Origin of the sequence: Thermocrispum agreste DSM 44070 (genome assembly GCF_000427905.1) — a bacterium.
Lineage (GTDB): Bacteria > Actinomycetota > Actinomycetes > Mycobacteriales > Pseudonocardiaceae > Thermocrispum > Thermocrispum agreste.
The window spans coordinates 739,424-752,566 of record NZ_KE386603.1; the positions used below are offsets into that span (position 1 = coordinate 739,424).

General features: G+C 70.4%; 12 protein-coding genes. 7 read left to right on the forward strand and 5 right to left on the reverse strand.

Annotation, left to right across the window (positions count from 1 at the left end):
• The first annotated feature begins 38 nt into the window (after positions 1-38).
• Positions 39-743, forward strand: a complete 705-nt coding sequence (locus YWY_RS0113535; RefSeq protein WP_038045308.1) for a PIG-L deacetylase family protein — start codon at positions 39-41, stop codon at positions 741-743.
• A 16-nt stretch (positions 744-759) separates the two neighbouring features.
• Here the strand turns inward: YWY_RS0113535 and YWY_RS21995 are convergent, their stop codons facing one another.
• Positions 760-2,307 (reverse strand): DEAD/DEAH box helicase, encoded by a 1,548-nt coding sequence (locus YWY_RS21995; protein ID WP_084609247.1) that lies wholly within the window; start codon positions 2,305-2,307, stop codon positions 760-762.
• Positions 2,308-2,832: 525 nt separating this feature from the next.
• A complete protein-coding gene (locus tag YWY_RS0113545; RefSeq protein ID WP_028848038.1) occupies positions 2,833-3,054 on the reverse strand; it encodes a hypothetical protein in 222 nt (73 codons plus the stop codon).
• Between the two features lie 690 nt (positions 3,055-3,744).
• On the opposite strand from YWY_RS0113545, the gene YWY_RS0113550 reads away from it, so the two are divergent.
• Positions 3,745-3,972, forward strand: a complete 228-nt coding sequence (locus YWY_RS0113550; RefSeq protein WP_028848039.1) for a hypothetical protein — start codon at positions 3,745-3,747, stop codon at positions 3,970-3,972.
• Between the two features lie 530 nt (positions 3,973-4,502).
• Complete coding sequence (locus tag YWY_RS0113555; RefSeq protein WP_051310217.1) at positions 4,503-5,408, forward strand: serine protein kinase RIO; 906 nt, start codon at positions 4,503-4,505, stop codon at positions 5,406-5,408.
• A gap of 494 nt (positions 5,409-5,902) precedes the next feature.
• Here YWY_RS0113555 and YWY_RS0113560 read toward each other — a convergent pair whose 3' ends face one another.
• On the reverse strand, positions 5,903-6,640 hold the full coding sequence (locus YWY_RS0113560) for a YaaA family protein (RefSeq protein ID WP_028848041.1): 738 nt from the start codon (positions 6,638-6,640) through the stop codon (positions 5,903-5,905).
• A gap of 139 nt (positions 6,641-6,779) precedes the next feature.
• On the opposite strand from YWY_RS0113560, the gene YWY_RS0113565 reads away from it, so the two are divergent.
• A complete protein-coding gene (locus tag YWY_RS0113565; protein ID WP_028848042.1) occupies positions 6,780-8,531 on the forward strand; it encodes a proline--tRNA ligase in 1,752 nt (583 codons plus the stop codon).
• 56 nt (positions 8,532-8,587) lie between these two features.
• Here YWY_RS0113565 and YWY_RS23325 read toward each other — a convergent pair whose 3' ends face one another.
• Positions 8,588-9,478 carry a DUF8017 domain-containing protein gene (locus tag YWY_RS23325; RefSeq protein WP_028848043.1) on the reverse strand — a complete coding sequence of 297 codons (891 nt, stop codon included), beginning with the start codon at positions 9,476-9,478 and terminating at the stop codon, positions 8,588-8,590.
• Positions 9,479-9,555: 77 nt separating this feature from the next.
• A complete protein-coding gene (locus YWY_RS0113575; RefSeq protein WP_028848044.1) occupies positions 9,556-9,966 on the reverse strand; it encodes a secondary thiamine-phosphate synthase enzyme YjbQ in 411 nt (136 codons plus the stop codon).
• A 187-nt stretch (positions 9,967-10,153) separates the two neighbouring features.
• Here YWY_RS0113575 and YWY_RS22005 point away from each other — a divergent pair, with 187 nt between their 5' ends.
• Genes YWY_RS22005 through YWY_RS0113590 form a run of 3 tightly spaced genes read left to right on the forward strand, consistent with a single transcriptional unit; the run spans position 10,154 to position 13,043 of the window.
• Entirely contained in the window at positions 10,154-11,308 is a 1,155-nt protein-coding gene (locus YWY_RS22005; protein ID WP_051310218.1) for a Re/Si-specific NAD(P)(+) transhydrogenase subunit alpha, read from the forward strand.
• Between the two features lie 11 nt (positions 11,309-11,319).
• Positions 11,320-11,640, forward strand: coding sequence for an NAD(P) transhydrogenase subunit alpha part 2 (locus YWY_RS0113585; RefSeq protein WP_028848045.1), 321 nt, complete (start codon positions 11,320-11,322; stop codon positions 11,638-11,640).
• A complete protein-coding gene (locus tag YWY_RS0113590; RefSeq protein ID WP_425426129.1) occupies positions 11,637-13,043 on the forward strand; it encodes an NAD(P)(+) transhydrogenase (Re/Si-specific) subunit beta in 1,407 nt (468 codons plus the stop codon). Before YWY_RS0113585 ends, YWY_RS0113590 begins: the two co-directional genes overlap by 4 nt.
• The last annotated feature ends 100 nt before the right edge of the window (positions 13,044-13,143 follow it).

Sequence of the window (13,143 nt, forward strand, 5' to 3'; positions counted from 1 at the left end):
GTCCGAGGAGGTGGGGGCATGTGAGCGAGCTCGCCGCGATGCCGTCGGATTTCACCAGGGCGCTGGCCGTCGTGGCGCACCCGGACGACATGGAGTACGGGGCGGCAGGCGCGGTCGCGCGCTGGACCGCGGAAGGCAAGAAGATCGCCTATCTGCTGCTGACCCGGGGAGAAGCAGGCATCGACACCATGGAGCCGGCCGAGGCCGCCCGGGTGCGCGAGCGCGAGCAGCGGGAGAGCGCGGCCATCGTGGGTGTGACCGACGTGGAGTTCCTGGACTATCCGGACGGGGTGCTGGAGCCGTCGCTGGCGTTGCGGCGGGACATCGCGGCCGCCATCCGCAGGTACCGGCCCGAGCTGGTGATCACCAACAACTTCCGGGAGACCTGGCCGGGCGGTGCGCTCAACATGGCCGACCACCGGGTGGCGGGCCAGGCGACGCTGGACGCGGTGCGCGACGCGGCCAACCGCTGGGTGTTCCGCGAGCTGCTGGAGGACGGCCTGGAGAAGTGGGACGGGGTGCGCTGGGTGGCGCTGCCCGGTTCACCGCACCCGACCCACGCCGTGGACATCACCGGCAGTTTCGAGGCTTCGGTCGCCTCGCTGCGCGCCCATGCGGCCTATCTGGCCGCGTTGGAGGGCGAGCTGGCCGACCCGGAACCGTTCCTGCGCGACATGGCCGAACAGGCAGGCGCGCAGTTCGGCTGCCCGCTGGCGTGCTCGTTCGAGCTGCTGACGATGTGAGCCGGGGCAGCCGCCGTCAGCGACGACCCCGCCGCTGCGGTGCCTTCCGGTTGCTGGTGCGCCGGTCGGCCGGGTCGCGCAGCGGCACACCGGACGGGTGCTGCGCGCCGGTGATCCGCGCCAGCTCGGTGTCGCCGGGGCGCACCGGGATGATGGCGGGCCGCACGCCCGCCTGCTGGGCGATCCGGCGCACGGTGTGCTTCTGCTCCGGCGTCATCAGCGTGACGACCGTGCCTGCGGCCCCGGCTCGTGCGGTTCGGCCCGCGCGGTGCAGGTAGTCCTTGGCGTCGTTCGGCGGGTCGACGTGCACGACCAGGCTCACGTCGTCGACGTGGATTCCGCGCGCGGCGACGTCGGTGGCCACCAGGGCGGAGCACCGGCCGTCCTTGAACTCGGCGAGGACGCGGTTGCGCTGCCCCTGTGTCTTGCCGCCGTGCAGCGCCGCGGCCGGAACCCCCACGTTGCGCATCTGCCTGGCGACGCGGTCGGCGTGGTGCTTGGTGCGTACGAACAGGATGGTGCGGCCGGGGCGGGCGCCGATGGCAGCGGCCACGGCTTGCTTGTCGGTGTGCGCGACCTGGAAGACGTGATGATCCATGGTGCCGACGCTCGCGGTGACCGGCGCGACGCTGTGCTCGACCGGATCGGTGAGGTAGTCGCCGACCAGCGTGCCGACCGCGCCGTCCAGCGTGGCGGAGAAGAGCAGCCGCTGGCCCGACGCCGGGGTCAGGTCGAGGATCTCGCGCACCTGCGGCAGGAAGCCCATGTCCGCCATCCGGTCGGCCTCGTCGACGGCGACCATGGCGGTCTGCGACAGCGCACAGGTTCCCTGGCGGACGTGGTCGGCCAGCCGTCCTGGGGTGGCGATGACCAGGTCGACGCCGCGCCGTAGCACCTGGGCCTGACGGTCGAACGACATGCCGCCTACCACCGTGCGGACCCACAGCCCGGTGGCCTTGGCCAGCGGCGTCAGCGCGTCCGCGACCTGCATGGCCAGCTCCCGGGTGGGCACCAGAACGAGTGCCCGCGGCCTGCCGGGCACGGCCTTGCCGCCGTGCAGCCGGGCCAGCAGGGCCAAGCCGAAGGCCAGGGTCTTGCCGGAGCCGGTCTGCGCCCTGCCGAGCACGTCACGCCCGGCGATGGCGTCCGGCAGCGTCGCGGCCTGGATCGGGAACGGTGCGTGGATGCCCTGGGCGTGCAGCGCCCGCAGCAGCGGAGCCGGGAGTGCGAACGATTCGAACGTGCCGGAACTGGTCAGGTTGTCACCGGCCTTGCCGAGCGCGATGGCGTCGATGCCGGGTGTGCTCGGCCGGTGACCGTGTGCGGTGGGTCGCTGCGTAGTACGGTCCGGCCGTTGCGGGCGGTAGTCGCCGCGGTCAGGCCGGTGTTTGCGGTGGCGCGGCTTGCTCGCGCGCGGAGCGTGCTCGGGAGCCGTGGCCTGTCGTTGGTGATCTCGGGATCCTGCGCGGTCGTCGGCGCGGAAACGGCCGTTACCCCCGGTGCGTCGAGGCTTGGCGCCGCCGTAGGAAGAGCGCGCGCGGGTGCGGAAGTTCTGCTGTGCCATGTGAGCCTTTCGGTGGGTGGTACGTCACCGTCAGGCTCCGGGCGCGCGAACGCCGTGAGCGAGGATGGGACGGACCCGACGCGATCTGCGTCGTCGATGAACATCCTCACGCTACCTGAGTCCGCTGAGGAGCGCCCGCTGGGCATGACCGGTGTCACCTCGGGCGCGTAGTCATGGCGACGCCGGTCGTGCGGACAGGGCGGCAAGAGCCGCACACAGGGAGCGGAATGGTGTCGTGGGCGCGGCGGGCGCGGGGCTGAAGCTTGCCACCTCGGCCGCCTGCGGGAGATGTGATCGGGCTATGCCGAGGCGAGCCGGCCGTCGGCCGGCACGAGTTCGCCGCTGGCGCGCGTCGCGGGCACCGATCCGTCTGGACACACGACGTGCTCGTACCGCGGTCCAGATGCCACCTTGGCTCGGGGCTGCTATGTGGCCGCCAGGGGCGCGTGGCGGACCGTCGGTACCCCGCGAGCGGCAGGCCGTCGGCCGGTTTGGCATGCCCGGCCGACGGCCGAGGGACGCGCATCAGGCCACGTACAGCTCGATCAGTCCGTCGCCTCGCTGCTTCAGTGAGCAAAGGTGCCACCAGCCTTGCTGGACGCCGAAATGGCAGTATGCGGTGGCGTCGGAAACGGCACGGAAAGTCCCCACGTACCTCGCAGCCGTGGTTGCCGCCGACGCAGCCGGTGCGGCAACACCCAAAAGCGCCCCTGCCAGGGCGACCGTGGCGAGGATTCGCTTCACCATGCTCGTTCCCCTCTGGTCGTTCGGGGTGTTCGGTGGAGCGCTCGGTGCTCCACGCAACACGCACGTGAAGGATTCTCCGATTTGGTTGATGTCTCCATGGGTTTGTCACGAACGGGCACAGTGCGTGTGCACATTGGCCGGGCTGCCCCAGGGAGGGTTGATCAGAGGGGGCCGAATCGCACAAACGGCGTGCTGCCGGAATCCGTACGTGAAGGCTGACGAACCGGCGATCGGACGACGATACGGACGCTTCCGGTAAGCGGGAAAGCGAAGGGACGCGGTCGTCTGTGCCGATGCGGCTGAACCAAGATGGGAAGTCCGGCTGTGCGACGGAGTAGGCGGATGCTGTTCGCCGGGGTCGGCAGTCCGGGCTGGGGGTTCGGGTGTGTGTGTCGGAGTAGGCGGATGCTGCTTGCCGGGGTCGGCAGTCCCGGCCGGAAGCCCGGCGTGCGACGGAGCAGGACATGCCGGCTGTTCCAGCGGGCAGGGAACGAATCGCGCGTGAAGCGGATTTTCGTTGCGTTCGCCATGGCTGGTGCTCTCGCCGGCGTTGCCGCTCCGACGCAACCGCCGCCACACACCGTGGGCACGATCGACGCCTGCCCGGCTGAACCACACCGACGCGCTGACCGTGCCTGGTGCGGAACACATCGACCGTTGGCGATCGTGAATCGGAGGGAACGTCACGCGATGAAGCGGATCCTTGCCGCTGCCGCCATGGCCACCGCATTCACCGGCATCGCCGCCCCGGCCGCATCGGCCGCGACCGAGCACGCCACCGCGGAGCGGCTCGTGGGTTACTACCAGAGCCAGCGGGAAGCGGAATTCGTGTGCGTCATGGGGCAGCTGGCGGGAGCCTGGACGAAGTGCTGGTACTACCACTACCCGAGCGGCCGCATCGCGCTGTACGTGGAGTGACAGCACGCCGGAATCCACCACCCTTCGTGCTGCCGGCCGGGACCGACCCGGCCGGCAGCGTGCGTTTCGCACACACCAGCGCCCGGCGATTCCCGCCCGAACACACACCAGCATCTGGCGATTCCCGCCCGAACACGTGCCAGCATCCGGCGATTCCCGCCCGGACCCGTCACCTGTCCGGACGACGGCACCGCCGGGCGCCGTGCTCATCACCCGGGTCCCCGATCCGTTGCGGGGTCGTCCCTATCCGCACGGTGAGAGCCCGCGCAGGCACCAGCGAACTGGAACCACACCGTCCGGCTCGCCGGAAGAAAATCGATTGCCCACCAGCCCCCTCCGGCGCACACTCGCTGGAGTCAGGCAGAACGCGACGAGAGCGAAGGAGGTGCCCGATGTCGACGAAGGTTCCGGGCAGCTCCCTGCCCGTCCCGTCTGCCCCGGCAGCGGTCTGAGCACCGGCCCCGGGGCCCGATCCGAAGGACCCCGGAAACGTGTACGACCACGAGGATTTCCCACCCCACCAGCGCCCGATGCGGAGCCGTGCCCGCCGCAGGCGGCTGCCCGACCGGCTCCAGCCGTCGCTCCGCGGCCGGCTGACCGAGAACGAGAAGGCCCGCCTGGCGCGGGTGCGGGAGGACGCCGAAGCCGACCCCGTCGTGCCTGGCCGCGCGGACCGCTGGAGCACCTGGGACCGGGCCGAGCAGGGCCCGCCGCCCCGGCCGGACTGGGTGGTCACCGAGCTGGCCGCCGTCGACACCGACCTCGGCGTGCTCAAGTCCGGCAAGGAGGCCGACGTCCACCTGCTGCGCCGCGGTGTCCCCGGCGGCAGGCAGATGCTGGTCGCCGCCAAGCGCTATCGCAGCAGTGACCGGCGTGACTTCCATCGCGACGCCGCGTATCTGGAAGGCAGGCGCATGCGCCGGTCGCGGGAGATGCGGGCGATCGCCAAACGCACCTCGTTCGGCCGCAACGTGATCGCCGAACAGTGGGCGGTGGCCGAGTTCTCGGCGCTGTGCACGCTGTGGTCGATCGGGGCGCCGGTGCCGTATCCGGTGCAGCGTGACGGCACCGAACTGCTCATGGAGTTCGTCGGCGACCAGGACGGCACCGCGGCACCTCGGCTGGCGCAATTGCGGCCCGATCGCGAGCAGCTGCACCAGCTGTGGCTGCAGCTGGTCGCCCTGCTGGACCTGATGGCGGGCGCCGGCCTCACCCACGGCGACCTGTCGGCGTACAACCTGCTGGTGCACGACGGGCAGCTGGTGCTCATCGATCTGCCACAGATCGTGGACGTGGTGATCAACCCGAACGGTGAACGCTTCCTGGAACGCGACGTCCGCAACGTCGCAGCCTGGTTCCACCGCCGCGGGCTGCCGGAATCGGTCACCGACGTGGACAGCCTCGTGGCGGATCTGCTTGACGTGGCACGCGGCTGAACCGGCCGCCCAGGCGCGGGCCGAGGTTCGGCAGCTCGCGGCTTGGTGAAGGGCACGACGACCGTTCCGCGCAGGCGCGTGCCGAGGCGGCCCAGGACCATCCGAAGGCCGGGCGACGGCGTGCCCATCTCGCCCCGGGCCACCGCTGGATCCGCGCTGGTCCGGCACGCGTGAACGGGGACTGGACGGCACCCCAGCTACCCCCGCGATCGGATCGGTGACGTCTGCGTGTTCGTGATCGCCGGACACCGGCAGCCGGCCTCATTCGGTCGAACACCGGCAGCTCGCCCGGGGCACCGCTGCCTGCCGGTGAATTCCCGGCCGGCAGCCGGAATCATGTGCCTGGACTCGACGTCACGCCACGCCAAGTCCGACCCGGCCACTCGGGTAGTGGTAGTACCAGCAATGCGGCCAATTCCCCGCGATCGAACCCCTCACGCACACCAATTCCGCGTCCCATCGGCTGGTGTCGATACCGGCCAAGTCCGCCCGCCTCAGCCGGTGTGCAGCTCCAGCTCGCGCTCGCCGGTCCGGCGCAGATCCAGGCCGGCACTGCGGGCGATGGACACCACGTCGTCCACCGTGCCGGCCGCACGCGGGGATGTCGCCAGCACGGCGGCGAGCCTGCCTTTGTACGCCTTGTTGAAGTGGCTGACTGTCCTGCCGTCCGGCCCCACCACGCGCACCGTCACCGCTTGCGGCATAGGAGCCAGGGCAGCGTACCCGCCCGACCGCAGGTCCAGCACCGGCTCCGGCAGCGCAGCCAGCACCGGAGTCAGCGCGGGCCGCCACAGCGTGCGCAGCGAGCCGACACCCGGCAGTTTGCTGCTCGCGGACAGCCGGTAGGACGGGATCGGGTCGCTCGGTCGCAGCACCCCGAACAGCGCCGAGGCGATCGCCAGCCGCTGCTCCGCCCTGGCCCGTTGCGCGCGATCGAAGTTCTTGGCACCGAGCGCGTCGTAGAGCACGCCGGTGTAGCGGCTCAGCGCGGGCGCTGTGGGGGAGGTCCACAGCTGGGCGTTCTTGGCGATCTCCGCGTCCTGCTTGGCGCTGAGCCCGAGCGCGGCACGGCTGGCGGGTACGTCCGCGGCGAGCTCCACCACGGTGTCGATCAGCTTGCGACGGGTCGGGGTCAGTTCGGGAGCCGACAACACGTCGAGATCAAGCGGCGCACCGTCGGTCCCGCCGCTGCCGGACGACTTCGACTCCGAGGGAGGCAGCATGATCAGCACACCGGTGAGCCTAGGCGGCCGCGCCAGCCGCGGGTGACGGGACAACCGGTTGCGACCTGCGAACGCGGGCCGACTACCCTGCGTTCATCCGCAAAAGTTCCAGTGCACTACCACTGCCTCGTCGCGAGGAGCGCAAGCCGTGATCACCCGGATGTCGACACTGTTCCTGCGGACCCTGCGTGAGGACCCGGCGGACGCCGAGGTGCCGAGCCACAAGCTGCTCGTCCGGGCTGGATACGTACGCCGCGTCGCGCCGGGCGGCTACGCGTGGTTGCCGCTCGGGATGATGGTCTTGCGGAACATCGAGCAGGTCATCCGCGAGGAGATGGCGGCCATCGGCGCCCAGGAGATCCAGTTCCCCGCGCTGCTGCCGCGCGAGCCGTACGAGAAGACCGGGCGGTGGACCGAGTACGGCCCGAACATCTTCCGGCTCAAGGACCGCAAGGGCGACGACTACCTGCTCGGCCCCACGCACGAGGAGCTGTTCACACTCATCGTCAAGGGCGAGTACTCCTCGTACAAGGACTATCCGGTCATCCTCTACCAGATCCAGACCAAGTACCGCGACGAGGCCCGGCCGCGTGCCGGTGTGCTGCGCGGGCGCGAGTTCCTGATGAAGGACTCGTACTCGTTCGACCTGGACGACGAAGGCCTGCAGCGCAGCTACCAGCTGCACCGGGACGCCTACATCCGGATCTTCGACCGGCTAGGGCTGAAGTACGTGATCGTGTCCGCCATGTCCGGTGCCATGGGCGGTTCGGCGTCCGAGGAGTTCCTGGCCGACGCCCCGAACGGCGAGGACACCTACGTACGCAGCACCGAGGGGGACTACGCGGCCAACGTCGAGGCGGTGGTGACCCCGGCGCCGCCGAAGCAGCCGATCGACGACAAGCCGCCCGCCCAGGTGCACCACACGCCGGACACCCCGACCATCGAGACCCTGGTCGAGTTCCTGAACACCAAGACGGACCTGGGCAGGACGTTCACCGCCGCGGACACGCTGAAGAACGTCATGGTGAAGACCCGCCAGCCGGGCAGCGACGAGTGGGAGCTGTTGGGCGTCGGCGTGCCCGGTGACCGCGAGGTGGACATGCGGCGCCTGGAGGCCACGCTGTACCCGGCCGATGTCGCCGTGCTGGAGGAGGAGGACTTCGCCAAGTACCCGTTCCTGGTGAAGGGCTACATCGGCCCGCGGGCGCTGCAGGAGAACGGCGTCCGGTACCTGGTCGACCCGCGCGTGGTGGAAGGCACAGCGTGGGTGACCGGCGCGGACAAGCCGGACCACCACGTGGTGGACCTGGTGGTCGGCCGGGACTTCACCCCGGACGGCACGATCGAGGCGGCCGAGGTGCGGGAGGGCGACCCGGCGCCGGACGGCAAGGGCACGCTGGTGGCCGCCCGCGGCATCGAGGTCGGGCACATCTTCGCCCTGGGCCGCAAGTTCAGCAACGCGTTCGAGCTGGACGCGCTCGGCCCGGACGGCAAGCCGGTGCGGATCACCATGGGCTCCTACGGCATCGGCGTCTCTCGCCTGGTGGCGGCCATCGCCGAGCAGCACCACGACGAGCTGGGCCTGGTGTGGCCGCGGGTGGTGGCGCCCGCGGACGTGCACATCGTGCTGGCCGGCAAGGACGACGCGGTGTTCGAGACGGGCGAGAAGCTGGCGGCCGAGCTGGACGCCGCGGGCGTGCGGGTGATCCTGGACGACCGCAAGGCCACCCCCGGCGTGAAGTTCGCCGACGCCGAGCTGGTCGGCGTGCCCACGATCCTGATCGTCGGCAAGGGCCTCAAGTCCGGCGTGGTGGAGGTCAAGGACCGGGCCACCGGTGAGCGCACCGAGGTGCCGGTGGACGGCGCGGTGCAGCACCTGGTGGATCTCGTCAAGGCATGACCGACGGCGGCCGGGTCGGGCACCGCGTGCGCCTGCCCCGGCACCGGGCGACCGGGTCACTTGTTGGTGACGCGCAGGCTGCCGATGATCCGCCGAGCTTCGTCCTCGGGCAGCTCGTCGTCCACCCCGGTGTCGTGGTACAGCACGAACACCACCGTGAGGCCGCCGGGACGGGCCTGGAAGGCGACCGTCGTGACCTTCACGCCCTCGCCCTGGCAGGGCCCGTCCTCCGGGTTGTCCACCGTCGCGGTCGACAACCAGGCACGCTTGCCGCCGTGGATCTCGACCTCCTGCGCGGGCGTCGGCTTGACCTTCGGTGAGTCCTCCGGCAGTTCCATGGCGGCGGTCGCCCACATCTTCGCCGCGGCCCTGGCGACCTTCTTCGGGTCGAGCTTCTCGACGCTCATGAACCCGGCCCGGCCCCTGTTGGAGTTCTTCTCCTCCGCGCAGAACCCGTCGCGGTAGGTCGCCACCCCGTGCATGGCCGTCCGGATCCCGCTGTCGTCCTCGAATCCGGCGATCACCCCGGGATCTTCCACGGTCCAATCCTCGGACACGTCGAACGCCGCACCCTCCCGCGCGGAAAACACCGGTGCCCAGCCCTCGACGACTGCCTTGACGCGCGACGATCCGGCGCTTTGTGTGGTCGGCGGGGCAAGCGAGCTGGTCGGGGGTGGCGAGCTGCTCTGCGCGGTGGTGGGCGCCGCGCTCGTCGACGTCGCAGGCGCGGCTTCCGGCGATTCGTCACCGCCAGTGGTGAGGAAGTATGCGGCCGCACCCCCACCTGCCAGCACCAGCGCGGTGACGACGCCGGCCACGAGTGCCGTGCGCGACCGACGCGGCGGCTGCTCGAACGCGCCGAGCCCCTGGTAGGTCGATCCGGAACCGTAGTAGTGGGGAACCGGCTGACCGCTGTAGGGATCGTGCTCACCACCGGGATAGGTCATAGCTGCAGACCATATCCGGACGCGCGGAAGGCGCGCGGGAAGGTCGCGCGAACGTGCTCGGCCGGGGGAGGAGCAGGTCAACCCGCCAGGTAGCTGAACCGGACCTTGCGCACCGGGTTGTCCACGTTGGTGTCCACCAGGCACAACGACTGCCAAGTCCCCAGCGCCAGCCGCCCGTCCAGCACCGGGACGGTCGCGTACGGCGGCAGGAAGGCGGGCACCACGTGGTCGCGGCCGTGACCAGGGGTGCCGTGGGCGTGCCGCCAGCGGTCGTCCCGCGGGAGCAGGTCGTCAAGGGCGGCCAGCAGGTCGTCGTCGCTGCCTGCTCCGGTCTCCACCACGGCCAACCCGGCCGTGGCGTGCGGAACCCACACGTGCAGCAGCCCGTCGGTGGCGCCGCAATCGGCCAGGAACTTCTGTGCCTGCTCGCTCAGGTCGTGCACGACGGCCCGGCGGCCGGTGGTGATCTCGATTTCGACCGACTTCACACCTCCACGGTAGGGCGCTTCGTCCGGCGGGCAAAGCCGGCGGGAAGAAGACGACGGCCACCCGCGTTGTTAACCGCGCCACCGAAGATCGCCAAGGCCGGTCCGCCGTGGTACACAACGTCTTCAACGCCCGTGGTCCTGGCGGCCCCGAGCGGTCTGAGTTGCTCTCGGACAGGAGGTCACGCGGATGGCGGACACCGAAGCGGGAAGTGCGGGCGGCGCAACCGTCGGCGTCGTCGCCGAGACGGCGGCCGGTGAGCGCCGGGTGGCGCTGGTACCGAAGATGGTCGAGCGCCTGGTCAAACGCGGCATGCGGGTGATCGTGGCGGAAGGCGCGGGCGCCGGGGCGTTCCTGGCGGACAGCGCCTACACCGAGGCGGGCGCCGCGATCGGCGATCCCTACCAGGCGGACATCGTGGTGCGGGTGGCACCGCCCACCGACGAGGAGATCGCCCGGCTGCGCAAGGGCAGCGTGGTGATCGGCTTTCTCGCCCCGCTGAGCGACCCGGATCGGGTGGCCAAGCTCGAGCAAGCGGGCGTGATCGCGTTCGCCATGGAGTCGATCCCGCGGATATCCCGCGCCCAGGCGATGGACGCGCTGTCGTCGCAGGCCAATGTCGCGGGCTACCGGGCGGCCTTGCTGGCCGCGACGCACTTGGCGCGTTTCTTCCCGATGCTGACCACCGCGGCGGGCACCGTGAAGCCCGCGCGGGCGCTGGTGTTGGGCGCCGGAGTGGCCGGCCTGCAGGCGCTGGCCACGTGCAAACGGCTGGGCGCCCAGACGACCGGTTACGACGTCCGGCCCGAGGTGGCCGACCAGGTTCGGTCGGTCGGCGCGCAGTGGCTGGACCTCGGCATCGAAGCGGTGGGCGAAGGAGGGTACGCCCGCGAGCTGACCGAGGAGGAGCGGGCCGAGCAGCAGCGCAGGCTGACCGACGCGATCACCGGCTTCGACGTGGTGATCACCACCGCGCAGGTGCCGGGCAGGAAGGCGCCCACGCTGGTCACCGCGGACGCGGTGGAACGGATGAAAGCGGGCAGCGTGATCGTCGACCTGGCTGGGGACAGCGGCGGCAACTGCGAGCTGACCGAGCCGGGGCAGGTGGTGGTCAAGCACGACGTGACCATCGTGGCGCCGTCGAACCTGCCCGCCGAGATGCCCGACCACGCCAGCGAGCTGTACTCGCGCAACGTGGTCGAGCTGCTGGAGTTGCTGGTCGACGACAACGGCGCGCTGGCCATCGACGTCGGTGACGAGATCGTGGCCAAGGCATGTGTGGCCGGGCGGGCGTTGCTGCCCGCCGCACCGGAACCGGCCACCGAGCAGTCCGGGGAGGCGTGATGGAGAACCTGGTGCTGATCCAGAACCTGGCGATCGTGGTGCTGGCCGGATTCACCGGATTCCTGGTGATCTCCCAGGTGCCGAACACGCTGCACACCCCGCTGATGTCGGCGACCAACGCCATCCACGGCATCGTGGTGCTCGGTGCGGTGCTCGTGCTGGGCATGGGCGTGGGTGACGACGTGGTGAGCGGGATCATCCTGTTCGTCGCGGTGGTGTTCGGGGCGATCAACGTCGTCGGTGGCTTCGTGGTCACCGACCGGATGCTGGGGATGTTCAAGCAGAAGCCCGGCCAAGCCGGCTCGGTGAGCAAGGGGAAGGCCGACAAGTGAGCTGGATCCGTCACGAGGTGTTCGTCAACACCCTCTACATCATCGCGTTCTCGTTGATGATCTACGGGCTGATGAAGCTGACCAGCCCGAAGACGGCCGTGCGCGGCAACTGGATCGCCGCCGTCGGCATGACCGTGGCGTTCGTGGCCACCCTGCTCAAGGACGAGATGGGCCACAACTGGCTGCTCATCGTCGTCGCCCTGGTGATCGGCTCGGCGATCGGCGTGCCCGCCGCGCGGAAGGTCAAGATGACCGCGATGCCGCAGATGGTGGCGCTGTTCAACGGTGTCGGCGGTGGCGCGGTGGCACTGATCGCCTGGGCGGAGTTCCGCAACACCGACGCCTACGCGCACGAGCCGAAGTACATGGCGATCGCCTCGCTGTTCGCCGCCCTGGTCGGCTCGGTGTCGTTCTGGGGTTCCAACATCGCGTTCGGCAAGCTGCAGGAGATCCTGCCCGGCAGGCCGATCACGCTGGGCAGGCTGCAGCAGCCGGTGAACCTGCTGGTGCTGCTGGGCGCCGTGGCGTGCGCGGTGGCCATCGTCGCCGGGGCGGACTCCGAGCTGCTGATGATCGGCCTGCTGGTGCTGGCCGCGCTGGCCGGCGTCTTCGTGGTGCTGCCGATCGGTGGCGCGGACATGCCGGTGGTCATCTCCATGCTCAACGCGCTGACCGGCCTGTCCGCCGCGGCGATGGGCCTGGCGTTGAACAACACCGCGCTCATCGTGGCCGGCATGCTGGTCGGCGCGTCGGGTTCGATCCTGACCAACCTGATGGCCAAGGCCATGAACCGGTCGATCCCGGCCATCGTGGCCGGTGGTTTCGGCGGCGGCTCCGACACCGGGGGCGGCGCCACCGGGGGCACCGACCGCCCGGTGCGGAGCACCAGCGCGGCGGACGCGGCGATCCAGATGGCGTACGCGTCCAAGGTCGTCGTGGTGCCCGGTTACGGCATGGCAGTGGCGCAGGCGCAGCACGCGGTCAAGGAGATGGCCGAGCTGCTGGAAGCCAAGGGCGTCGACGTCGCGTTCGCCATTCACCCGGTGGCCGGCCGGATGCCGGGGCACATGAACGTGCTGCTGGCCGAGGCGGACGTGCCGTACGAGCAGCTCAAGGAGATGGACGAGATCAACTCGCAGTTCGCGCAGACCGACGTGTCGCTGGTCATCGGCGCCAACGACGTCACCAATCCGGCGGCCGAGACCAACCCGAACTCGCCCATCTACGGCATGCCGGTGCTGAAGGTGAACCAGTCGAAGTCGGTCATCGTGCTCAAGCGGTCGATGAGCTCCGGCTTCGCGGGCATCGAGAACGAGCTGTTCTACGACAGCAAGACGGCGATGCTGTTCGGCGACGCCAAGGCGTCGGTGACCGACATCGTGGAGGAACTCAAGCAGCTGTGAGGGGCGCGGCCATCCGCCGATCCCGCGGTGGCGTGGCTGCACCTGCCGTTCCCTGCCGCCGGCAGGGGCCCGGGGGTCCCGAGTCGCTCGGTCGGGAGCT